Raw genomic sequence first — 23290 nt, 5'->3', positions numbered from 1 at the left:
TATGGCCTCAACCTCAAATATGCATTTCGAAATATCGGAACGTAAACTCCTTTTACGTATTGTCGATGTAATCGCGTTACTTTTTGGATTGTACGTAGTTTCGAATGTTTTCAATTTTGATTATTTCAAATTTACACAAGAACGATGGCTTTGGAGCGTTGTGTTGATTGTATATTATGTATTATTTTCGACCATTTTAGAATTATATAATTTACAAAAATCAAGTCGTTATGACGCTACGTTTCAAGGAATTATACTTACGGTGTCCATCACTGTATTGTGTTATTTATTAACTCCGATTTTAACACCAGAACTGCCTGAAAATCGTTTGCAAATTCTGTATTTTTTCTTAGCGATATCAACAAGTATATTTTTATGGCGCTGTGCGTATATTTTCTTTATTTCTTCTCCGCGATTCTTTAAAAACATCCTTATTATTGGAAATACGGAAGAAATTAAAATTATGTCCGATGCCATCAAACGAAACACTAACTACTATAAAATTGTTGGTTATATCAATTCCAATCCAAGTGAAACCAACAATGATACATCTTTAGATGATTTAGAAGAAATTACAAGTTTAGATTTAAATAAAGTAGCAAAGGAAAAATACGTTTCGGAAATCATCATTGCAAGCAATCAGAATGAAGAACTAAGTAAACCTTTATTTGAAAGTTTGATTGGTTTGTTGGAAACAGGATTGCCAATTAAAGAATACATTCAAGTATACGAAGAATTGACATTTCGTGTACCAGTACAATACATTGGAAAGGATTTTTATAAATATTTTCCGTTCAGTCGAAGCAATCAGAATAAGTTGTATTTATTCTTTCATCGCTTTTTTGATATTCTTCTTTCTGTTTTTGGATTATTAGCGAGCTTATTTTTTATTCCTTTTATTTTAATTGGAAATTTGATCGGAAATCGCGGTCCATTACTATATACACAAGAACGTGTTGGGAAAAATGGTGTGCCTTTTAAAATCTATAAACTGCGAAGTATGGTGGTAGATGCTGAGAAAAATGGAGCCGTTTGGGCAACTAAAAATGATGCACGAATTACCAAATTTGGAAGCTTTTTGCGTAAATCACGTTTGGATGAAGTTCCTCAGTTTATCAATGTATTAAAAGGAGAAATGAGCATGATTGGTCCACGACCAGAACGTCCAGCTTTTGTAAAACAACTTTCGGAAGACTTAACATTCTACGAAATTCGCCATGTTGTAAAACCAGGCGTAACTGGTTGGGCACAGGTGAAAACAGATTATGGCGCTTCTGTAGAAGATAGTTTGCGCAAACTTCAATACGATTTATACTATATAAAACATCGAAGCTTCTTTTTAGATTTAAATATTATCGTGAAAACCTTGAGTACGGTGTTGTTTTATCGTGGAAGGTGAGTTAGATCGACTTCGTCTGTTAGACCGCTTTGCTGTTAGATGTTAGAACGGCTTCGCCTTTTAGATCGCTTTGCTCTTAGTATTTAATCTTTGATAACTTCAAACTTCTTTGAAACGTCTTTCCGAGCGAAGTGAAGCAATCTGTTTTTTTAGGATCACAACTTAGTATTTGAAATGCTTCTCAATACTCAATACTAAAGCCTCAATACTATTTCTTAGCTTATTTCTTGGTACGATTCACGTTAACTATGAGAAAAATGAGTACTCTTAATTTTAGCAATGCTAAATGTTTTATCTTATATTTAGTGTAGTAAAATTATATATCATGAAAAAAAGAAAGTTAAAAGAATTAAATTTAAACAAGAAGTCAATCGCTAAGTTTATGTCTGAGGTAAAAGGAGCAAGACAAGATGCTAGTGTTAAAAGGACTCAATCTGCACTACCTTTATGTCCAGGATGTCACACAATTCCAGGAATGGATCCTGAATGTGATCTTGAACAAAGATAATTTTTAGTTGTAGCACAAGCGTGACAAAAGATGAACCTTATATTATGGTTTATCTTTTGTTATGTTTAAAAAATAATACGTCAAATACACGTAACGAACTGTAAACATTACGATTAGTGGAATTGCCGCCAATGCGAATTGTTGAAAATCAATCAGCCATAAAAAGAGCATGATTACAATGAGTCCAATCAATGTTGCAGTATGTTTCCAAAGTGCTTTGCATTCTTTTCTTTTCAATAAAAACTTTCGAACGAAAAATATATTAATCGGCATTAGCCATAAAATATTCATATTCGTTACGGTCATCGAATGATCGGTTGCAAACCAAAGTAATACAATCATAATTCCACCCAATCCGCTTATTAACAGTAAAGAAGCATCTAGCCAACGTGTACGTTTTTTGTTTTTAAAATCTAAGAATGTTACGATAAGCACAATTGCCAATAGAATAGAAAATATAACATAGGGACTCATCAATATATTACTTTTCGATTTTACATTTTCAGGAGCTTTTAAAATCACCTTTACTTCACTAACCAATGGTACTGAGCTACCTTTTAATGTAGCATTTTCAAAGGCTTTAAAGACGTATTCTGGTAAAAAGTGATAATCGTCTGGTTTTGCTTTTTTATCAATCACAGCACCTAAAGCAATGTCAATTCCGAAACTTGACCATGAATTCGGATTTAAATTATCGTGAATTAAATCGCGAAAAGTCTTGTCGGTTGTGGTAATATGGTTTTCATGAAAAACAATGTCATCATTAAAATTCTCTTTCATGATGTCTCTCTTCTTCGTAGCACAATTATTAAAAAAGAAATCGTATTTATAATTTCTGTTTTCTTCTTTATAATTGTTTTCTAAATAGGCGAGAAGTTTGCTAACTTGATCTGGACTTAGGTTTAGCACTTGTTCTTTTACCCAACGCTTTTCTCGTTTGTAAGTGTTTACAAAGTCTCTAAATCTGGCTCTTCCCAATTGATATGGAAGTTTTCCTTGCGCAAATTTTATATAGAATAATGGCGTGTTAAAATCGAAAGTTCCATAATTATACACCATATCATAACCGTATACTGGATCTTTTAAGCGAAATGCGCTATGACCAAAGGAAGAGTACAATTCTGTTCCAGGACCACAAGTAACTACTGAAAAAGTAGCTTCTGTAGAAAGTTTGATTTGATTTTTTTCTTGTGCAAAACTAATTCCAATCGTTAGAAATAGCAGAAATACAAGTTTTTTCATCTGTGTAGCTTTATCCGATAAAAATATCATTTTTTATTGGGCACAGGAAACAACAGGTTCGTTATTTTTTTGTTAAAACGGATTTTGTGTGAGATAGAGAAGTAGACTATCTAAATAAACTCCAATCAATTTTTAAAGAAAACACATTTGAATATACGGCAGCACTTTGATCACCAATATCAGTTAACGCATAATCTACCTGAATGCCTTTGTATTTAAAGCCAATTCCAAGATTTGGCTGAAACGTCAATGATTCAGAACCAAAATTGTTTTCGTTTTGAAAATTCCCAGCTCCAACTCTTAAGAATACTAAGTCTGTATACGCAAATTGCAATCCAACAGCAGGCGTTACACTTGCAAAAGAAGTTGAAATGATGTCATTTGTTTCTGCAAAACGCATATTTAAATCTACTTCCGCAGTAAGCGTATAATCATAATTAAAGGTAAAAGAACGCGCTACTCCAAATTGTAATTTCGGAATTGTAATTTCGGTAGTTTCTGGTAAATCTTGTGTTGGAATTTGATCACTTACGCCATTAAACAACTCTTCATCAATACTCCAAGTATTAAACGTTGTCGTAATATCACGCGCCATCAAACCAAATTTCCAATCTTTATCGCTAAACTGTATTCCTAAATCAAAACCAAATCCCCAAGAAGAAGCAAAATCACCAATAACTCTACGAATTACTTTGGCATTTATACCATAATTTAGTCCTTGTACAGGCAATCTACGTGCATACGAAAAGGTAATTCCGTAATCGGCAGCAGAAAATAAACTAATTCGGTTAAAATCAATATTTCCTTGACTGTCAATTAATTGTGTTGTATTTAAGATGTCATCTACACCAAAACGAATTAAAGAAATTCCCCAAGCACTTCTATCATCAATAGGCATTGCAAAAGCGACATAATCATACAAGGCAATATTCGCAAAATAGCTAGAGTGCATCAATGCCATTTGCTTGTCTTCTAAATTTACCAATCCCGCAGGATTCCAGTAACCAGAATTTACATCACCAATATTTGCCACAACGGCATTTCCCATACCAAACGCGCTCGCATCTACACCAATATTCATAAATTCATTTGAATATTTAGCTATAGATTGACCGTTAGCAAGATGAGCAACTATTATAAAGAGGAATACAAGTAACTTTTTCAAGAGTAAAAATTTTATACAAATATGCGATTTTCTACCCTAATAAACTCAAAAAACACATAGATATTGTACGGAATTCATCAACATTTCTACTTCTTCACTATAGAGTTTGTAAAGTTTATTTATTTTTACAAAAAATCAGATACATGAATATCAAAAAACACATTCCAAATTTCATCACATTATTGAATTTATTTTGCGGTTGTTTGGCAGTAATTTTTGCAGTAAAAAACCAATTAGAGATTGCAGCATTTTTTGTGGTTTTAGGCATCTTTTTTGATTTTTTTGATGGCTTGGCTGCCAGATTATTAAAAGTACAAAGTGAATTGGGTTTACAACTAGATTCGCTTGCAGATATGGTAACCAGCGGTGTTGTTCCTGGAATCATTATGTATCAATTGTTCAATAGAGCTTTAGATATACATGAAAAAGTGAATGACGGACATTCGTGGTCAGATACTTGGCATTGGATTGAAAATGAAGTGCATTTGTTGCCACTTATCGGACTCTTTATAACATTGGCATCTGCGTATCGTTTGGCAAAATTTAATATTGACGAAAATCAAACTTCTTCTTTTGTTGGATTGCCTACACCAGCCAATACTTTATTAATTATTTCATTTCCATTAATTTTAGCATATCAAGCAAATGCAACAATTGATGCCATTATTTTAAACAAGTGGTTTTTAATTGTCATCACGATATTAAGTAGTTATTTATTAAATGCAAAGATTCCACTATTTGCTTTAAAATTTAAAAACTGGAGCTTTAAAGACAATATGGTAAAGTATATTTTTATCATTATTAGTGCTTTATTATTGGCCTTTTTACACTTTATAGCAATTCCTATCATTATCATTTTATACGTATTGATTTCTCTAATAAAAAAATAATATCATGTTTATAGATATTACAACGGCGCCTTATAACGCTTCCGCAGATGGAACTCACGATGACACAAAAGCGCTTGAAGCTGCCTTTGCAACGATACAGAAAAATGGAGGAGGAACTGTTAAATTTCCAGAAAACGCGCTTGTATGCATCTCTAAATCAATATCATTGCCGAGTAATGTTACCATTACAAGTAGTAACGGAAAAGCCAGATTAAAATATTATAATGCTGCCAATACAGAGGCTAAACACCTTCTATTTGGCAACAAAGTTTCTAATGTAACTATTTCTAATATTATATTTGATACACAGCATCAAAGTCCGTCTGTAGCTGCTATTTTAATAAATAGTTACGGTAAAGCTGCTATAGAAAATTCACAAATCCATATTGATAATTGTGAGTTTAAAGGAATGAATAAAAAAGGAGCTTGTGCAATACGTGTTCAAAAAACGAGTGGATTAACTGTAAAAGACTGTGTTTTTGAAGATGGTTATATTGGAATTGGAATTTGGAAACGAAATTCAAATATTAAAATACACGATAATTCATTTTTAGATACTTTAGCCAGTAATGGAATTCGATTAACAGGAACTATTGATACGTCAAAACCTGAATATTGCGATGATGTTAGTATAGAAAGAAATTCAATTATTGTACCTGCAAAAAAATCTGTAATTCAAGCTAATGGAAAACCTAAAGGAAGACCAGACAGCGCAAGTGCAATTTATTTGACTTGTGGCGATAAGCATTATACTGGAAATTCAAATTTTCATGTGAATGTAAAAATAGCGCACAATCATGTAGAAGGTGCCAGGTTGGGTTTCTTTAATGGTGGCTCTGCAGATTTAATTAGTATAAAAGATGTTAAAAACTTTCAATGTATAGAAAATGTAGGTAATGGTTCGGGTGATTTAGGATTTGCTTTTGAGCGTTGCCATCATGGCGAAGTGAGTTATAATACTGCGGAAGAAAATAATTCTTGCGGAATTGGTTTTGCGGGCTCTTCACACATAGAAGTACTATTTAATAAATGTGGAAGTAATGAGCAAACAAGAGATGGTATTTATAGAAATACTCCGTATGGCGGCATACGAATAGAGTATGGGAGTCATCATATTTCTGTAGAAAATAATGAGTTTTACAACTTAGCATCACAAACAAAATTGACACAACAATACGGAATTGTAATCAAGCATACTTATAAAAACAAAATAAAGCACTATCCAAGGGCAATTAGGGTAGCAAACAATAAAAGCTCAGATCAAATATTTGGAGCTATTTTTAATGAAGTAGGAGATACTGAAATTCTTTAGTATATAAGTTCCTTGAAATCTACAATTAATAAAGGTACAATAGCATAAAACTAAAAAGAGGCGATTATATCGCCTCTTTTTTTATTTATCTGTTTCTGTCTTTTCAAAATCCAGTTTCTTTTCTCGCAACTCGAAGTTTTGTCCGAGGTATACTTTTCGAACCATTTCGTCTTCAGCCAATTCTTTAGGTTTTCCTGCCTTTAAAATATTTCCTTCAAACATTAAATAGGTTCTATCAGTAATAGCTAAAGTTTCCTGTACATTGTGATCTGTGATAAGGATTCCGATGTTTTTATTTTTTAAATGTGCTATGATTCGTTGAATGTCTTCTACCGCTACAGGATCGACACCTGCAAAAGGTTCATCAAGCAATACAAACTTTGGATCTGTAGCTAAGGCACGTGCAATTTCAGTTCTTCTTCGTTCTCCTCCAGATAATAAATCTCCTCGGTTTTTACGAATATGACCTAAACCAAACTCTTCAATAAGTGATTCCATTTTCATGTGCTGCTCTTTTTTTGACATTTTTGTCAATTGCAATACACTTAAAATATTTTCTTCAATACTTAATTTACGGAAAACAGAAGCTTCTTGTGCCAAATACCCAATTCCGTTTTGTGCACGTTTGTACATCGGGAATTTGGTAATTTCCATATCGTCCAAATAGATTTTTCCACCGTTAGGCTTTATCAAACCTACAATCATGTAGAAAGAAGTTGTTTTTCCAGCTCCATTTGGACCTAACAATCCAACAATTTCTCCTTGATTTACTTCCAAGGAAATTCCCTTTACTACTTTTCGTCCTTTGTAGGACTTCATGATACTATCGGCTCTTAAAATCATATAATTTGGTCATTATAAAGCGTAAAAATAATAATTTCAGTACAACGCTGATACTTTTTAATACGAAATTAACTTCACGGTTGTTTAGTTATTGGTTATTTGTTACTAGTTGTTGGTTGAAATCAAATATCTACACTGAATCTATTTAGAACATGTCCAATGCCTAAAAGTATCTAGAAATATTTCATATTAATTATTCTAAAAGACAAAACCTATTGAAAAGGATTTTGCTTAAATGGAACAAATCTAACAGCGTAGCGATCTAAAATCTAACTCTGTGCTTCCAATGCTTCCCAATACTCATACGCTCTACGCAAATGAGGAATTACAATAGTTCCGCCAATTAAAGTAGCAATACTCAAGGTTTCCATTACTTTTTCCTTGCTTAAACCTTCTTTGTAGCACGATTCTAAATGGTACTTTACACAATCATCACAACGCAATACAGTAGAGGCTACCAAGCCTAATAATTCTTTGGTTTGTACGTCTAATGCGCCAGCACTAAATGCATTGGTGTCTAAATTGAAAATACGTTTGATTACTTTATTATTATCTGCTAAAATTTTATCATTCATTTTAGCTCTGTAGTCATTAAATTCTTCTACGGGATTAGCCATTTTTAAATTTCTTTTTATAATTTTTTTCTACTCTTCTTGATATCACAATTCCAACTTCATATAAGATTAATATTGGAATAGCTACAACAACTTGACTCGCAACATCTGGCGGTGTTATAATTGCAGCTAGTATTAATACTACAACTAGCGCGTGTTTTCTATACTTACGTAAGAATGCTGGTGTAATTAATCCTAATTTAGATAAGAAATATATAATTAGCGGTAACTCAAAAACCAGAGAAACTCCTAGTAATGTGTTTGTTAATAGACTAATGTGTGACTGAACCGTAATCGTATTTCTGATAGAATCTGTAATGGAAAAATGATAGAAAAAATACGATGACATAGGCATAATTACATAGTAACTAAATAATAAACCTACAAAAAATAGGAGTGAAGCCAAAAAGATAAACCATCTCGATTTTCCTCGTTCTTTTGGACTTAATCCAGGAGCAATAAACTTCCATGCTTCATACAATATGTATGGAAAAGCCAAGATAAGTCCTAAAATTATTGCTGTCCAAATAGCTAAAGTAAATTGCCCTGTAACAGCCATATTTACAAGTCCATCATCAAATGTTAATGAACAGAAGTCACTATCAATACCAAACAGTCGAAAGGCATCACAGAAAAATTTATACGTTACAAATTCTCCATTCAAATGGACAATCAAAAAGTGATCGTAAATTGGTTTGATGAAAATGAATATAACAGTTGCAATGATAAATATTGCGGCAAAGCTTCGGATTAAATGCCATCTTAGTTCTTCTAAGTGTCCTAAGAACGACATTTCGTTTTTGTTTTTCCCCATTTTATAGTATTCCTTCTTTTACTAAATCATGCAAATGTACGATTCCTGCGTATTTTCCTTGCGATTCTACCATTAATTGTGAAATTCCGCTGTCTTCCATCATTTCTAAAGCTTCAACAGCCATTGCGTCAATTTCAATGCGTTTTGGATTTGACGACATAATGTTTTCCGCTGTTAAATTACCAATAAAATCATTATCAGATAACATACGTCGAATATCTCCATCAGTAATTACACCAATAATTTCTTCGTTGGCATTTACAACTGCAGTTGCACCAAGCATTCCTTTAGAAATTTCAACAATAACATCTTTTACAGAACTATCGGTAAATACTTTTGGTTTCTGATTTACTGAAGATAAATCGTTTACACGTAAATATAACTTTTTACCCAATGCGCCACCAGGATGATATTTTGCAAAATCTTTGCTAGAGAATCCTCTTAATTCTAACAAACAAATAGCGAGTGCATCACCTAAAACTAACTGTGCAGTTGTGCTTGTAGTTGGTGCTAATCCGTTTGGACAAGCTTCCTTTTCAACATACGCGTGCAATACATAATCTGCTTGTGTTCCTAAAAAAGAATCTCTATTAGAAGTAAGCGCAATTAATTTATTATTACTATTCTTAATTAGCGGAACTAATACTTTGATTTCTGGCGTGTTTCCACTTTTTGAAATACAAATTACAGTATCATGTTCTTGAATAATTCCTAAATCGCCGTGAATTGCATCTGCAGCATGCATAAAAATTGCAGGAGTCCCTGTAGAGTTAAGCGTAGCCACAATTTTTGTAGCTATATTGGCGCTTTTCCCAATTCCTGTTACAACAACGCGTCCATTAGAGCCGTAGATATAAGACACAGCTTCGGCAAACTCACCATCAATAAGTGGAATTAAATTTTTTATTGCATTATATTCTGTTTCAATGGTTTGCTTAGCAACACTAATAATACTATCTTTATATTTCAAAATGTTTAATTTTAATAATTGTGATTACTAAAGAAAATAGTATCTTTAGTGTATGCAAATGTATGTAAAATAGTAAAAAGATAGAATGAGTTTAGTAGAAATTGACTTATACAAGGAACTAAAGAAGCACTTCGGGTTCGGTCAATTCAAGGGACTACAGGAAGAAGTTATTAAAAGCATTATTAGCAATCAAAATACCTTTGTCATTATGCCAACTGGTGGCGGTAAATCTTTATGTTACCAATTACCAGCATTAATGAAAGAAGGTACAGCCATTGTTGTTTCTCCCCTAATTGCCTTAATGAAGAACCAAGTAGATGCGTTGCGCGGAATATCTTCCCAAGACGGTATTGCACATGTGTTAAATTCTTCGCTTACCAAAGCGGAGGTACGACAAGTTAAAGAAGACATTACAAATGGAATTACAAAATTATTGTATGTAGCTCCAGAATCATTGACTAAAGAAGAAAATGTGACATTCTTACGAACTGTTCCAATTTCTTTTATGGCAGTTGATGAAGCCCATTGTATTTCAGAATGGGGACATGATTTCCGTCCTGAATACAGAAATTTGAGAACTATTATTAAAAAGATAGGAGATAATATTCCTATTATTGGTTTAACAGCAACAGCTACTCCAAAAGTTCAAGAAGATATCTTGAAAAACTTGAGGATGACTGATGCAAATACGTTTAAAGCCTCTTTTAATAGACCCAATTTATATTACGAAGTACGACCCAAAACGAAAGATGTTGATGCTGATATTATTCGTTTTGTAAAGCAAAATCAAGGAAAAAGTGGAATTGTATATTGCTTAAGTCGAAAACGTGTAGAAGAATTGGCGCAAGTACTTCAAGTAAACGGAGTGAATGCAGTTCCGTATCATGCAGGTTTAGACCCTAAAAAACGCGCAAAACATCAAGATATGTTTTTGATGGAAGATTGCGATGTCGTAGTAGCTACGATTGCTTTTGGTATGGGAATCGATAAACCAGATGTGCGTTTTGTAATTCATCACGACATTCCGAAAAGTATAGAAAGTTATTACCAAGAAACAGGTAGGGCAGGACGCGATGGTGGCGAAGGTCATTGTTTGGCATTCTATGCGTACAAGGATATTGAGAAGTTAGAAAAGTTTATGTCTGGAAAACCAGTAGCAGAGCAAGAAATTGGTCATGCACTATTACAAGAAGTTGTCGCTTACGCGGAAACATCTATTTCGAGACGAAAATTTATATTACACTACTTCGGAGAAGAGTTTCCAGATGATGGCGAAGGCGCTGAAATGGATGATAATGTTCGGAACCCGAAAAGTAAAGTAGAAGCAAAAGATCAAGTTTTAGAGTTATTAAAAACAATACAACTCACAAAACAAACTTATAAATCACGTAATGTGGTAAATGTTTTAATTGGACATGAAAATGCATTGATTAAATCACATAAAACGCATTTACAACCTTTCTTCGGCACAGGAAAATCTCATGATGACAAGTATTGGATGGCATTAATTCGCCAAGTATTGGTTCCTGGATTACTGCGCAAAGATATTGAAACTTATGGTGTTATTAAGTTGACAGAAAAAGGATTGGCTTTTATGGAAAATCCGGAGTCGTTTATGATGACGGAAGATCATAATTTTGATCCAGCAAATGATGCTAGTATTATTACTGCTGCTAAAGGTAGTGGTGCTGTAGCCGATCAAAAGCTGATGAATATGCTGAAAGATTTACGTAAAAAAGTAGCAAAACGTTTAAATGTGCCGCCTTTTGTAGTTTTTCAAGATCCTTCTTTGGAAGACATGGCATTAAAGTACCCAATTTCTTTGGAAGAAATGAAAAACATTCATGGAGTTGGTGATGGAAAAGCAAAAAAATACGGAAAAGATTTTATCGAGTTCATCAAAAAATATGTAGATGAAAACGATATTGTTCGCCCAGATGATTTGGTTGTAAAAAGTACCGGAATGAATTCTGGTTTAAAACTATATATCATTCAAAGTGTAGACAGAAAACTTCCGTTGGATGATATTTCAGCAGCTAAAGGTTTAACAATGGCCGATTTCATTAAAGAAATGGAGCAAATTGTGTATAGTGGAACGAAATTGAATATTACCTATTGGATTGATGAAGTTTTGGATGAAGACCAACAAGAAGAAATTCATGAATACTTTTTAGAATCTGAGAGTGATAAAATTTCTGATGCTATGGAAGAGTTTGATGGTGATTATGATGACGAAGAATTACGTTTGTATCGTATCAAATTTATTAGTGATGTAGCAAATTAAATAAATCATATATACAGAAAAAGCGGTTTGATATGTATTATCGAACCGCTTTTTGTATTTTATATAGATAACTTTTCTATAAGAATCCAGTATTTCTTGCTTGTTCCAATAACGATTCGTCACCTTTCTTTTCTACGTCAAATACTTCTTTTAAATGTCGTTTGCGTTTCTCTATGGCTGCTAACGACAATGGAATATACTCTGTTAAGTTTTTTGTTTTTATTCCTTTAGATAAGTGAAAAAGGATATTACGATCAATATCGTCTAAAACCACTTCATTAATAATTCGCGTACGCAGTAATTTTGTTACGGTATGACTGTAATAGGGCGGATCGGTCAATACTACTTGAAAAGCTCGCATCAATTCATCTGAAGTTACATCACTCTTTACTAAAAAGCCATCGGGGTTAATGTTTTTTAATATGTTGTGAATTCTAAAGTTATTATTAAACATTGTCAAAATAACCACTTTTGTGCCAGGAAGTAATTCTTTTACTTTGATTCCTAAATCTTCTCCTGAAATAATTTTTCCATCTTTTGACGGAGGTAATTTAATATCTAAAAAAACAACATCATACGGAGTTCCTGTAGAGGCATTTTTAATTTTAGCATATGCGCCATCGCATGTGTCGGAAGTATCAATTCGTAATGTCATTTCATCGGAATTAATACCTAAAAGGGCATTTTTGTAACCCTCAATGATCATTGGATGATCATCTACAATAAGTACTTTTATATCATTATTCATCTGGTAAGGTTAAGTTCTACGTCATAGGAACGTCAACACTAATAGAAGTTCCTTTACCTGGAATGGAATTTATGGTAAACTGTCCATGAAGTAAAGTTACTCTCGATTTCATATTTTTAAGTCCAATACCACTACTTCTCTTGGCTTGGTCAAAACCAACGCCATCATCTTTTATGGTAAGAATAATATGGTCACCATTTTTATGAAAATCTAGTATCACGTTCTCTGCTTGCGCATATTTATTTATATTTTGAATAGACTCTTGAATGATACGATAGATATTAATTTTTATGTGCCCAGGAATATCTGTCCAAACAATTCGGTTGTCGTCTTCAATTTGATATTTAAAGTTAGTTATTTTGGACTGTTCTTCCAAAAGATTTGCGATCATTGTACTATAACTCGTCGTTTTATCAAAATTATCCAATCCGAGTTCGTGTGATATATTTCGCACTTCTTCCTCAATACCTTGAAGCTCATTAATATACTGTTCTCGTACTTTTTTAGAGTTGGCATCGTCTTTTGCGTTTAAACTTCCCAGACTGAGTCGTGTACCAAACAATCTTCCGAGAATTCCGTCATGTAACTCGAGAGAAATGCGTTCTTTTTCACGTTTTCTACCTTCTTCAATCTTATCTTGTTGATCAATCATCAAGTTATAAATCTCTTCATTGGCACGCTGTTGTTGTCGTTCCATTTCAAGTTCTTTGTTACGTGTTCGCTGCTGCGTGATCACATAAATCAAAAAACCGAAAAAGATAATAGCGGTAGAAATGGCAACAATCCATGTGTTTTGGATACTTAGTTTTTCGTTTTGGCTTATATAACGGTCTGTTTCAAATTGAATTCTTGCAAATTTATTCAGTTCAGTTCGTTCCTTTTTTAACAAGCTATCATTCAAATGAATAAATGTTTTTAGATATGCTGTTCCTCTATCGCTATCAATTTCTGAAGATGCTAATAAAGAAAGTAGTAATTGTTTTACATTTCTAGATTCTATAGCTGCTGTACGCGCTTGAGAAATATATTTCTGACTTTGTATGGTATCTTTTTTCTCATGATAATATTCTGCTAAATGTAACTTACTAATTGCGATACCTGACTTATAATTGAGGCTTTCTCTTATTTTTAGTGATTTGTAAAATAAATCAGGTAATTCTAACGTATCACTTGATAAAAATTTCGAATATGCCAAATTATCTAATAAAGTAGCATAATGTTTAGGATTTTTTATTTGCAAGCTATCAAAGCTTAATGCTTGTTTAAAATTTTCTATGGCATCTTCATATTTACCTTGATCTCTGTATACAAGTCCTATATTATTGAGAGTATAGGTTTTTAGCCTATCATTTTCTTTAATCTTTTGTAAATATTTTAATGCTGTATTATGATACTGAAGTGAATTTTCATAGTCTTCTAGATTCATAAAAATGATACCCAAGTTATTATAGCAGCTATATAATCTCTTACTATCATTATGTAGTTCAAATAATTTTATTGCATTGGTTAGCGTAAATTGACTTCCAGAATAGTCCTTTAATTCTTTTTGAATTCTAGCCATATTGAGAAGTAATTTTCCTATATCTTGATTTTTAGGGTCAATATCTTGAAGGATATTTTTTGCTTGATCATAAAAAAAGAAAGCACTATCCTTAATATCATTTTTTCGATAATAAAATGCAATATTCCAATAATGATTAGCCATGGACATAGAATCGTTTGTCTTATCGGCTAAGTCTAACCCTTCTTTGTAAGTTTTTTTAAAGTTTATAGTATCATTTAAATTGAAATAAGATTTTGAGATACTTTGTAATTGCTTACTCCTAATGGAATCATGGTATGAGCTTCTTTCATTTAATTTATATGCTTCATTGATAGCTTCTATTCTTTCATCTAAATTAAGTTTCTGATCTCTAGATTTATTAATAAGTTTTTGTACATCGTTTTTTTCTTCATTTTGAGCTAAACAAAAAGAAGAAAAAAAGAAAATTATAAATATGAAAAGCCTATGTGTCAAAAATATTTGTTTTAAACAAAGTTATTTTAATTTATGCAAAAAAAAAGTCTTAAACAAAAGTTTAAGACTTGTTATATCTTTTATTTAAATATTTTATCCATTTGGATTTGGATCGTCTTCAATATCTCCGTCTTCTGTTCCTGTTACATCTTCAAATATATTATCATCGCCTGCATCTGTTATACTGTTTGGTTCACATGCTATAAATCCTAAGTTTACTACTAATAATAATGCGAATAATCCGAATACTTTTCTCATTTTTTTAAATTTTAAATTAAGTTACTTACTAGTTTTATTGGGTGTCATTTTTTCTTATTTATTAAAAAGTTCTATTAGAATGATTTGTAAGTTATTACCGTAATACTTTTCCTGTTTAAAATCAATCATTTATAAAAAATCTAACTATACTTTTAAATTGTTTTAGAACTTTTTCTTAAATTCTAGTTTGGGTTTAAAGTTTGTTATTTTTTTAATATTTTCAGAACTTAAAATTAAGTTAACTATCTAAAAATCAATAAATTAAATTAGACAGTTTTATAACTTGATTTCAAAAATCAAGTTAGTATGTTCGTAGAACTTTACGGTATGGTTTTTCAGTAATATGTGTATGGGAATACAATACTATTAATATACGGAATATTTACTTCTGACTATTTATTAATTGTTTTATGATGCGTATCTTCGCATCGTAAATTAAAAATATACAAATGGAAGACGGATTATACGCAAAATTTCATATAAGCAAAGGAGAAATCCTAGTAAGCTTGACTTATCAAAAAACACCAGGAACAGTTGGTAACTTTGTTGCACTGTCTGAGGGTAATTTAGAAAACAATGCGAAAGCACAAGGAACTCCTTATTATGATGGACTTAAGTTTCATAGAGTGATTCCAGATTTTATGATTCAAGGTGGTTGTCCTTTAGGAACAGGTACAGGAAGTCCTGGGTATAATTTTGATGATGAAATTCATCCAGAATTAACACATAATGAACCAGGAGTACTTTCCATGGCAAATGCTGGACCAGGAACTAATGGTAGTCAATTCTTTATTACACATATTGCAACACCGTGGTTAGATGGAAAGCATACTGTTTTTGGACATGTAGCACACGGACAAGAAGTTGTTGATACTGTAGCACAAGGTGATTCAATTGAAAAAGTTGAAATTATTCGTGTTGGAGCAGAAGCAGAAGCTTTTAATGCAGTAGAAGAATTTAGAAAGTTTAGCGGAGCGAAAGCTGAAAGAGAAAAAGCAGCGAAAGAAAAGGCTGAAAAAGAATTGGAAGAAATTGCAACTGGTTTTGACAAAACAGAAAGCGGTTTGCGTTATAAAATTATTCAAGAAGGAGACGGAGCTAAAGCAGAAGTAGGAAAAACTGTTTTTGTACATTATAAAGGAATGTTTCCTGATGGTGGCGTTTTTGATTCTTCTTATAAAAGAAATGAACCAATTGATTTTCCATTAGGACAAGGAAATGTAATTCCTGGTTGGGATGAAGGAATCGCGTTATTGAAAGTAGGAGATAAGGCTCGATTTGTAGTTCCTCCACATTTAGGATATGGAGCAAGAGGCGCAGGTGGCGTAATACCTCCGAATGCTACACTCATGTTCGATGTTGAATTGATGGATGTAAAATAATAATACAAAAACGCTCTGAAAATCTCAGAGCGTTTTTTTTACTCGATAATCGAGATTTATATATTTTTGACTTGTCTTATATGTTTTTCCGTGAATTTCTTGCGGATACTTCACAAGTCTATTTTAAAGATATTTACTTATATATTATAGATGGATTTAGAAAAATTAAAATACCCAATCGGGAAACCTGAAATTCCTGAAATTATTACAGCAACGCATATCTCTAGTTGGATTGAAGTTTTGGAAGTATTTCCTAAACGTTTACAAGATTTAGTAGAGAATCTTTCTTCAGCACAATTAAATACTTGTTATCGTCCTGGAGGTTGGACCATCCGACAAGTAATTCATCATGTTGCCGATAGTCACCATAATAGTTATACACGTTTTAAATGGACTTTGACAGAAGATAAACCACTTATTAAAGCATATTATGAAGATCGTTGGGCAGAATTGTTTGATAGTAAATCCGCACCGATCAACCTTTCAATAGATACAATAAAAGCTTTGCATGCAAAATGGGTTTATTTTTTAAAAGGACTTTCAATGGCTGATCTGGAGCAAGTTTTTATTCATCCGGATGGAAATGAAGAAGTAACTTTAAAAGAAAATATTGGTATTTATGCGTGGCATTGCAATCATCATTATGAGCATATTAATCAACTACTGATTCGTGAGAATTGGAAGTAGTTTTTGTGAATTATGAATGTTGAATTATAAATTTTAAACTAACAATCTAACAAGTAAGTCTAAATTAAATCCACTTAATACCGCAGCCAATGCTAGGTTTTTGGTCGACTGGAATTTCTTCGTTTTTCAATAAAGCATCTAAGGCAGTTCGCATGTCATTCCCTGTTACAGGAATTCCATTATTTGGCCGTGAATCATCTAGTTGTCCACGATATACTAACATCAAATCTTTATCAAAAATATAATAGTCTGGTGTACAAGCTGCATCATACGCTTTGGCTACTTCCTGAGTTTTGTCATATAAATACGGAAAAGGATAACCTTCTTGTTTTGCATTTTCCTTCATTAAATGTGGTGCATCTGCAGGATAATTTTCGACATCATTACTAGAAATTGCAATAAAACCAATTCCTTTCGAAAGATAATCGTTTGCCAATTGTACAATTCCTGCATTTACATGTTTTACAAATGGACAATGATTACAGATGAACATTATAACAGTTCCGTTTGCACCTTTTGCTTCGTTTAAAGAAACGGTTTTGTCTGAAATTGTATCTATTAATGTAAAATCTGGAGCTTTTGTGCCTAAAGAAAGCATGTTTGATGGAGTAAGTGCCATTTGATATATTGTTTTTAAAGCCTAAATTTACTCAAAAAAACACAATGGGAGACTTAAGTTGGAATGATTTTGAAAAAGTAGATATGCGCATCGGTACAATTATAGAAGTGAATGATTTTCCAAAAGCCAGAAAGCCAGCATATCAGCTTACAATTGACTTCGGAACAGAAATCGGAATTCGTAAATCATCTGCACAAATCACCAAGCGTTACACGAAAGAAGAGTTGCTTGGAAAACAAATTATGGCAGTTGTTAATTTCCCTAGAAAGCAAATTGCTAATTTCTTTTCAGAATGTTTGGTAATGGGCGCTGTTGATGGAGACGATGTTATTTTAATGCAACCTTCAGCAAAAATTCCGAATGGATTGAAGATTTCCTAATTAATCATTGTACGGATCCATAATGCCACTTCGAGTATAGGAACCTTTGTACCAAAATTGAGCAGGGTTGACGCTTCCGTCAAATTCATCACTGTATACAATTTTACTATCTTTATCTTTATGATTTGTTTTGTATAAGAGTTTTACACGTAATTTAGTTTGGAAAGCACCTTCGTATTTTGGAATGGTAAATTCCCAAAAAGAATTTTTAGCCAAAAATAAATTGTGGTAACTATTTCCACACCAGCTACTTGGTAAATACTCAATATCTTTCCAGTCTCCATTTGAGTCTTTTGCTTGTACATTCATATATAAACGACTGTCTTGCGCATCAAAAAAGATAGAATCTTTTGTAGTATTATATACGTAAAGTTTATGTCCTTTGTATTCTTTAAAATGTGGTACAATTGATTCAGTATCAACAGAAATTCCAAATGTATTTTTGGATAATTTATGTTTTGCTTTAATTTTTTGAAACGCATGATCTGATCCACCCCAACCGCCTAAGCCATTGAGTTCATCTACTGATGGAGAAGATGCGTAAAAGTATCCGCGATTCATTGCTAGCGTATTAACGGTTTTTAAATCATCATTTTCAGTCGCTTTTGCTTCTTGCCAAATAATTGCTCCTTTGGTAGTTATATAAGTGATTCTCTTGTCTTGCTCCACGATGATCAAATCGTCTAAAATTTCATAAACCTCATTGTATTTAGGAAGAATAACAAGGTTTGTTTTCAAATTACAAATTCCAAATAAACGCACGTTTTCTTCTTCAGAATTAAAAATTAGATAATCACCAATTTGTTGATATCCATCATAATCAGATTCCCCTAAAACATCTGACAATGGCACAGTATATTCACCATTTCGATTAATCATTCCCCAACCATTTCCATCAGAAACGTATATTTCATCGTTGTCAAAGAAATTTTTAGACATTTCTTCATTGAAATCAGGCGAAAAAGAAACAAACTGATGCGAACTCACATAATTTCCTTTGGTATCAATCATACGATACCTTTTTGTGTTTCTATTTTTTACAAATGCACGCCCTTTACTAAAACTAGATATTTCAGTCCAAGCAGTATCTTTTTTAATAATTTTTCCTCTTGTATCAATAAAACCTAGGTATTTATTTTTACGTCGTTCTTGCCAATCTTGAATGCTATCTGGATTTTTTTTAAAGAATTGAACGACTCCTAAATTTTCAGAAAAATATTCTTCATCATAATCAAATTTCCATGCTTGGTCTTTAATTTTTAGGATCAACTTTCCTGTGTTGTCGATAAAACCATTATAGTCGTTAATTTCTGTTTCGTCATCAGTAACATATTCAATATAAGCAAGTCCGTTAATAAAAGGATCAATACGATCATACGTATTTAAAGGAACGATACTATTTCCTTTTAAATCAAGGATGCCATATTCTCTATTTTCTTTTTCAACAATTACAACCGCTTCATCTTCAAAAAGGTGAAGTCTTTTATATACAGGTTCAATAATGATGTTTCCTCTGCGATCTATTATGCCACTTTTCTTATCCTTGGTAACTACAGTGGCAAATCCATTTTCTGAAAAGCGACTAATATGCTTAAAATCATGTTCAAACACTATATTTCCTTTGGTGTCAATAAATAATGGTTTTCCATCTAGATATACTTTAGCCATTCCATTATGAAAAGGATATGCTAAATCGTATTTGGTAGGAATAACGGTATTCAATTTCTTGTCAATAAAGCCATACATGCCGTTTTTTAAAACAGTTGCTAAGCCATCTGAAAAGTAACCAACTTCTCTAAATTGTGGTTGAATAACTATAGTTCCTTCTTTATCCATAAAACCCCACAAATCATCCTCAATAATTCGGAATAATAATTCTTCAGATGTTTTTTGAGATTGTCCTTGCGCTGAAATGACAATACTTAGAAGTATGATAATAGCTGTAAAACGCTTCATGATGGTTTGTTTTTAAGTAAAACTAATGCTAATGTAAACGAAAACATACCAACGATTAGTATTTGATGCGATTGAATTCGTGAAAGTTGTTTTTGAGTGAGTTTCTACGGGATTATAAGTCTTTAATTTTAAATGCTAAATGCTAAATGTTGAATTTAAATTGAAAAAGATACTTTCAAACAACAAACAACAAACAACAAACAACAAACAACAAACAACTACTTTTTCTTCTTAGCTTCCACCAATTCCAATTGATCTACAGAAATAGTTGTAGTGAAAAGTCCGTAATTCACAACAGCTTTTCCTTTTTCTAGATTATCGATGGTTCCAACAGCTTTTCCATCAGGCATGCGTACACGATCGCCAATTTTTAAAATTGCTTTTGGCTTTTGAGCTTCTTTTTTTGCTGCTTTTTTCTTTTCAATCTTCTTTTCTTCACGAATCACCGCTACTTTTTGAATGACCTCTTTTTTAGCTTCTTTTTGCTTTACTTTCTGTATTTTTTTCTCCTGAGCAGATTGTTTTTTACGTTTCGAATTTTCAGTCTCAACAATACGTAAAAACTCAGAAATCAGTGGACGTTTCTTTTTATTATCAAAGTAACGATCGGCAATCTCGTTGATTTTATTTCCGAGGTGAATCATACGTTTGTCATGATCGTACAACTGTTGATAGCTCTCTAATTTTGATTTTGTTTTGGTGTTTAAAGCTTCTAAACGTTCGTTTTCTTCACGCGCTTTGATTTCCTCTTCTCGCAGTAATTTAGACGTTTTTTCCATAGCACTACGTTCTTTCTGTAGCTTTGCAATGGTAGCATCAAAACGAACTTTTCCACGTTCAATTTTCTTCTTTGCTTTGTTAATTAAGCTATATGGAATTCCATTTTTTTGCGCAACTTCAAAAGTAAACGAACTTCCTGCTTGTCCTAAAGCTAATTGGTATATTGGCAACAAGGTTTTACGATCAAACATCATGTTTGCGTTGGTTGCATGTGGCAATTCGTTAGCCAATAATTTTAAATTGGAATAATGCGTAGTAATGATTCCAAATGCTTCTCGCTCATAGAAAACTTCTAGGAATGTTTCCGCCAAAGCGCCACCTAATTCAGGATCACTTCCTGTACCAAATTCATCAATTAAAAACAGTGTCTTGTTATTACATTTTTTTAAAAAGTAATTCATCTGTTTTAAACGATAACTGTAGGTGCTTAGGTGATTTTCAATAGATTGTCCGTCACCTATATCTGTTAAAATTCGATCAAACAAACACATTTTACTGCGTTCATGTACAGGAACTAACATTCCGCTTTGTAACATTAATTGCAATAAACCTATCGTTTTTAGTGTAATACTTTTTCCACCAGCGTTTGGTCCAGAAATCACAATGATTCTATTGTCACTGCTGAGTTCAATGGTTTGCGGGTATGTTTTTTCGTTTCGTTCTTTATTGGTTAAATAGAGTAGTGGATGATATGCATCTTTTAATAATAACTCACGTTTTTCTGAGATTTCAGGCAAAATTGCATTCATAGAATCTGCATATTTTGCTTTGGAATAACTTACATCTAAATCGCTCAAAAAGTCTTGGTATTCTTCCAAAAGTGACGCAAACGGACGAGTAAAGTCTGTTAATTCCTTTAAAATGCGTGTTACTTCTTCCTTTTCTTCATACTCTAAGTTAGATAATTCTCGTGAATATTGCAGCGTAGCTTCGGGTTCAATATATACAATGCTTCCAGTTTTAGAATTCCCCATAATCGCGCCTTTTACTTTACGGCGATACATGGCTTTTACAGCTAAAACTCTACGGTTGTCCACTACAGTTTCACGAATTTCATCTAAATAATCTGCTTGATTGTATTTGCTCAAGGCAGAAGAAAAACTCTGATTTATTTTCCCGCGAATGCTTAAAATTCCACGTCGAATCCGTGCCAATTCAGATGAAGCAGTATCTTTTACTTCTCCAAAACGATTAATCACATTGTCAATTTCGGTAATGAGTACTTTGGTAAACTCAATACGTTCTGATCGTGATTGTAATGTTGGATAGTATTCTTGAAACTTCTTAAAAAACTTAATTAATAAATTGGTCGCACTCGAAATTGCTGAGATTTTTCGAAATCCTTGAATTTCTAAAAAACTGTTTTCAATTGCTAATAGTTTAATTTCCAATGAAATTCCTTCAAAACCATGATTCGGAATCACGTTTTCGTTCTCAAAAGATGCCAAGTATTCATTTACGTATGCAAGATTTGTCAATAATAATTCTTTATCATGAAAAGGTTGCGTAGCATTAATCTTTTGTTTTCCGTACGTGGTAACAGCATGTTCTGAAACCTGTTGTAAAACGGCTTCAAACTCTAAATCATCTAATGTTTTGGAATGTATTTTAATCATTGTAAATTTGAGCTAATTTTAATCTGCACAGAAGCGCGGATTTTTAGCAGATGCCAAAGGTACTTATTTATATGTTGATTTTGAAATGAATTTCAACAGGACAAAAAAAATGAAAATATGAATGTAAAAATTGAAGAAAGTTGGAAGTTTCATTTACAAGGTGAATTTGAGAAACCGTATTTTAAAGAATTATCAGCTTTTGTCAAATCTGAATACACGCAACATCAGTGTTTCCCTAATGGGACAGCTATTTTTGCAGCCTTTGATCATTGTCCGTTTCATCGCTTGAAGGTTGTTATTATTGGTCAAGATCCGTATCATGGAGTAGGACAGGCGAATGGTTTGTGTTTTTCCGTAAATGATAACATTCCGCATCCGCCATCGCTTCAAAATATTTTTAAAGAGATTAAACGTGATATTAATGTCGATACGCCTGTGAGTGGAAATTTGGAACGTTGGGCAAAACAAGGTGTATTATTGCTTAATGCAACTTTAACGGTTCGTGCGCATCAGGCAGGAAGTCATCAAAAAATGGGTTGGGAAACGTTTACAGACGCAGTGATTAAGGTGATTTCTGAGAAAAAAGAAAATGTTGTCTTTTTACTTTGGGGTGGTTATGCAAAGAAAAAAGGAGCAAAAGTTGATAAGAACAAGCATTATGTGTTGACGTCTGGTCATCCATCACCTTTGAGTGCAAATCGCGGATATTGGTTTGATAATAAGCATTTTAGTCAATGTAATGATTATTTGGTGAGTCAGCGTATTGAAGGGATTCGATGGTAGCTCGCTTTGCTCGCAGATCGCTA

At 32.7% G+C, this 23290-nt stretch carries 21 protein-coding genes; 9 read left to right on the top strand and 12 right to left on the bottom strand.

From position 1 onward, the window contains the following. Position 1 precedes the first annotated feature (1 nt). Positions 2-1399, top strand: a complete 1398-nt coding sequence (locus ACRBBL_RS20850) for a sugar transferase (RefSeq protein ID WP_431371023.1) — start codon at positions 2-4, stop codon at positions 1397-1399. A gap of 325 nt (positions 1400-1724) precedes the next feature. Continuing rightward, positions 1725-1907, top strand: a complete 183-nt coding sequence (locus ACRBBL_RS20845) for a hypothetical protein (protein WP_431371022.1) — start codon at positions 1725-1727, stop codon at positions 1905-1907. Between the two features lie 42 nt (positions 1908-1949). Here ACRBBL_RS20845 and ACRBBL_RS20840 read toward each other — a convergent pair whose 3' ends face one another. Both ACRBBL_RS20840 and ACRBBL_RS20835 read right to left on the bottom strand, forming a co-directional pair. Further along, positions 1950-3149, bottom strand: a complete 1200-nt coding sequence (locus tag ACRBBL_RS20840; RefSeq protein WP_431371021.1) for a DUF4105 domain-containing protein — start codon at positions 3147-3149, stop codon at positions 1950-1952. Positions 3150-3255: 106 nt separating this feature from the next. After that, positions 3256-4314: a PorV/PorQ family protein gene (locus tag ACRBBL_RS20835; protein ID WP_431371020.1), complete on the bottom strand. Its 1059-nt coding sequence runs from the start codon at positions 4312-4314 to the stop codon at positions 3256-3258. Positions 4315-4457: 143 nt separating this feature from the next. Here ACRBBL_RS20835 and ACRBBL_RS20830 point away from each other — a divergent pair, with 143 nt between their 5' ends. Beyond that, positions 4458-5204, top strand: a complete 747-nt coding sequence (locus tag ACRBBL_RS20830; protein WP_431371019.1) for a CDP-alcohol phosphatidyltransferase family protein — start codon at positions 4458-4460, stop codon at positions 5202-5204. Positions 5205-5208: 4 nt separating this feature from the next. After that, the gene (locus tag ACRBBL_RS20825; RefSeq protein WP_431371018.1) at positions 5209-6516 is read left to right on the top strand and encodes a right-handed parallel beta-helix repeat-containing protein; all 1308 of its coding nucleotides are present in this window, start codon (positions 5209-5211) and stop codon (positions 6514-6516) included. A gap of 81 nt (positions 6517-6597) precedes the next feature. Here the strand turns inward: ACRBBL_RS20825 and lptB are convergent, their stop codons facing one another. From lptB to ACRBBL_RS20805, 4 genes are all read right to left on the bottom strand, one after another. Then, positions 6598-7359, bottom strand: a complete 762-nt coding sequence (gene lptB, locus ACRBBL_RS20820) for an LPS export ABC transporter ATP-binding protein (RefSeq protein WP_431371017.1) — start codon at positions 7357-7359, stop codon at positions 6598-6600. Between the two features lie 269 nt (positions 7360-7628). Next, positions 7629-7976, bottom strand: coding sequence for a carboxymuconolactone decarboxylase family protein (locus ACRBBL_RS20815; RefSeq protein ID WP_431371016.1), 348 nt, complete (start codon positions 7974-7976; stop codon positions 7629-7631). Next, a complete protein-coding gene (tatC, locus tag ACRBBL_RS20810; protein WP_431371015.1) occupies positions 7969-8787 on the bottom strand; it encodes a twin-arginine translocase subunit TatC in 819 nt (272 codons plus the stop codon). The genes ACRBBL_RS20815 and tatC overlap by 8 nt, the downstream gene beginning before the upstream one ends. A gap of 1 nt (position 8788) precedes the next feature. Continuing rightward, complete coding sequence (locus ACRBBL_RS20805) at positions 8789-9757, bottom strand: KpsF/GutQ family sugar-phosphate isomerase (protein ID WP_431371014.1); 969 nt, start codon at positions 9755-9757, stop codon at positions 8789-8791. Positions 9758-9842: 85 nt separating this feature from the next. Between ACRBBL_RS20805 and ACRBBL_RS20800 the strand changes: the two genes are divergently transcribed. Then, a complete protein-coding gene (locus ACRBBL_RS20800) occupies positions 9843-12041 on the top strand; it encodes a RecQ family ATP-dependent DNA helicase (RefSeq protein ID WP_431371013.1) in 2199 nt (732 codons plus the stop codon). A gap of 76 nt (positions 12042-12117) precedes the next feature. Here ACRBBL_RS20800 and ACRBBL_RS20795 read toward each other — a convergent pair whose 3' ends face one another. The 3 genes from ACRBBL_RS20795 to ACRBBL_RS20785 all read right to left on the bottom strand — a co-directional run bounded on the left by ACRBBL_RS20795 (position 12118) and on the right by ACRBBL_RS20785 (position 15064). Further along, the gene (locus ACRBBL_RS20795; RefSeq protein WP_405299250.1) at positions 12118-12789 is read right to left on the bottom strand and encodes a response regulator; all 672 of its coding nucleotides are present in this window, start codon (positions 12787-12789) and stop codon (positions 12118-12120) included. A 16-nt stretch (positions 12790-12805) separates the two neighbouring features. Next, complete coding sequence (locus tag ACRBBL_RS20790; protein ID WP_431371012.1) at positions 12806-14806, bottom strand: tetratricopeptide repeat-containing sensor histidine kinase; 2001 nt, start codon at positions 14804-14806, stop codon at positions 12806-12808. Between the two features lie 93 nt (positions 14807-14899). Further along, positions 14900-15064 (bottom strand): hypothetical protein, encoded by a 165-nt coding sequence (locus ACRBBL_RS20785; protein WP_431371011.1) that lies wholly within the window; start codon positions 15062-15064, stop codon positions 14900-14902. Between the two features lie 449 nt (positions 15065-15513). On the opposite strand from ACRBBL_RS20785, the gene ACRBBL_RS20780 reads away from it, so the two are divergent. Both ACRBBL_RS20780 and ACRBBL_RS20775 read left to right on the top strand, forming a co-directional pair. Next, complete coding sequence (locus ACRBBL_RS20780; protein ID WP_431371010.1) at positions 15514-16446, top strand: peptidylprolyl isomerase; 933 nt, start codon at positions 15514-15516, stop codon at positions 16444-16446. 150 nt (positions 16447-16596) lie between these two features. Next, a complete protein-coding gene (locus ACRBBL_RS20775; protein ID WP_431371009.1) occupies positions 16597-17133 on the top strand; it encodes a YfiT family bacillithiol transferase in 537 nt (178 codons plus the stop codon). Positions 17134-17197: 64 nt separating this feature from the next. Here ACRBBL_RS20775 and ACRBBL_RS20770 read toward each other — a convergent pair whose 3' ends face one another. Further along, positions 17198-17752 (bottom strand): thioredoxin family protein, encoded by a 555-nt coding sequence (locus tag ACRBBL_RS20770; RefSeq protein WP_431371008.1) that lies wholly within the window; start codon positions 17750-17752, stop codon positions 17198-17200. Positions 17753-17796: 44 nt separating this feature from the next. Here ACRBBL_RS20770 and ACRBBL_RS20765 point away from each other — a divergent pair, with 44 nt between their 5' ends. Beyond that, positions 17797-18132 carry a tRNA-binding protein gene (locus ACRBBL_RS20765; RefSeq protein ID WP_431371007.1) on the top strand — a complete coding sequence of 112 codons (336 nt, stop codon included), beginning with the start codon at positions 17797-17799 and terminating at the stop codon, positions 18130-18132. Here ACRBBL_RS20765 and ACRBBL_RS20760 read toward each other — a convergent pair whose 3' ends face one another. Further along, positions 18133-20088 (bottom strand): WG repeat-containing protein, encoded by a 1956-nt coding sequence (locus ACRBBL_RS20760; protein ID WP_431371006.1) that lies wholly within the window; start codon positions 20086-20088, stop codon positions 18133-18135. A 218-nt stretch (positions 20089-20306) separates the two neighbouring features. Further along, a complete protein-coding gene (locus ACRBBL_RS20755; RefSeq protein WP_431371005.1) occupies positions 20307-22484 on the bottom strand; it encodes an endonuclease MutS2 in 2178 nt (725 codons plus the stop codon). 117 nt (positions 22485-22601) lie between these two features. Here ACRBBL_RS20755 and ACRBBL_RS20750 point away from each other — a divergent pair, with 117 nt between their 5' ends. Next, entirely contained in the window at positions 22602-23267 is a 666-nt protein-coding gene (locus tag ACRBBL_RS20750; protein WP_431371004.1) for a uracil-DNA glycosylase, read from the top strand. Positions 23268-23290 lie beyond the last annotated feature (23 nt).

It is taken from the genome of Kordia sp. (assembly GCF_050633145.1).
Classification (GTDB): Bacteria; Bacteroidota; Bacteroidia; order Flavobacteriales; family Flavobacteriaceae; genus Kordia.
The sequence above is the reverse complement of the archived record's forward strand: the minus strand, read 5'-3'. Positions and strand labels throughout refer to the sequence as shown.

What these genes read in the sequence shown, in the direction of transcription:
- ACRBBL_RS20815 (WP_431371016.1), bottom strand. Translation starts at nt 7,976, where the DNA reads ATGGCTAATCCCGTAGAAGAATTTAATGACTACAGAGCTAAAATGAAT.
- ACRBBL_RS20825 (WP_431371018.1), top strand. Translation starts at nt 5,209, where the DNA reads ATGTTTATAGATATTACAACGGCGCCTTATAACGCTTCCGCAGATGGA.
- tatC (WP_431371015.1), bottom strand. Translation starts at nt 8,787, where the DNA reads ATGGGGAAAAACAAAAACGAAATGTCGTTCTTAGGACACTTAGAAGAA.
- ACRBBL_RS20775 (WP_431371009.1), top strand. Translation starts at nt 16,597, where the DNA reads ATGGATTTAGAAAAATTAAAATACCCAATCGGGAAACCTGAAATTCCT.
- ACRBBL_RS20850 (WP_431371023.1), top strand. Translation starts at nt 2, where the DNA reads ATGGCCTCAACCTCAAATATGCATTTCGAAATATCGGAACGTAAACTC.
- ACRBBL_RS20830 (WP_431371019.1), top strand. Translation starts at nt 4,458, where the DNA reads ATGAATATCAAAAAACACATTCCAAATTTCATCACATTATTGAATTTA.
- ACRBBL_RS20765 (WP_431371007.1), top strand. Translation starts at nt 17,797, where the DNA reads ATGGGAGACTTAAGTTGGAATGATTTTGAAAAAGTAGATATGCGCATC.
- ACRBBL_RS20750 (WP_431371004.1), top strand. Translation starts at nt 22,602, where the DNA reads ATGAATGTAAAAATTGAAGAAAGTTGGAAGTTTCATTTACAAGGTGAA.
- ACRBBL_RS20780 (WP_431371010.1), top strand. Translation starts at nt 15,514, where the DNA reads ATGGAAGACGGATTATACGCAAAATTTCATATAAGCAAAGGAGAAATC.
- ACRBBL_RS20840 (WP_431371021.1), bottom strand. Translation starts at nt 3,149, where the DNA reads ATGAAAAAACTTGTATTTCTGCTATTTCTAACGATTGGAATTAGTTTT.
- ACRBBL_RS20795 (WP_405299250.1), bottom strand. Translation starts at nt 12,789, where the DNA reads ATGAATAATGATATAAAAGTACTTATTGTAGATGATCATCCAATGATC.
- ACRBBL_RS20755 (WP_431371005.1), bottom strand. Translation starts at nt 22,484, where the DNA reads ATGATTAAAATACATTCCAAAACATTAGATGATTTAGAGTTTGAAGCC.
- ACRBBL_RS20760 (WP_431371006.1), bottom strand. Translation starts at nt 20,088, where the DNA reads ATGAAGCGTTTTACAGCTATTATCATACTTCTAAGTATTGTCATTTCA.
- ACRBBL_RS20785 (WP_431371011.1), bottom strand. Translation starts at nt 15,064, where the DNA reads ATGAGAAAAGTATTCGGATTATTCGCATTATTATTAGTAGTAAACTTA.
- lptB (WP_431371017.1), bottom strand. Translation starts at nt 7,359, where the DNA reads ATGATTTTAAGAGCCGATAGTATCATGAAGTCCTACAAAGGACGAAAA.
- ACRBBL_RS20845 (WP_431371022.1), top strand. Translation starts at nt 1,725, where the DNA reads ATGAAAAAAAGAAAGTTAAAAGAATTAAATTTAAACAAGAAGTCAATC.
- ACRBBL_RS20800 (WP_431371013.1), top strand. Translation starts at nt 9,843, where the DNA reads ATGAGTTTAGTAGAAATTGACTTATACAAGGAACTAAAGAAGCACTTC.
- ACRBBL_RS20770 (WP_431371008.1), bottom strand. Translation starts at nt 17,752, where the DNA reads ATGGCACTTACTCCATCAAACATGCTTTCTTTAGGCACAAAAGCTCCA.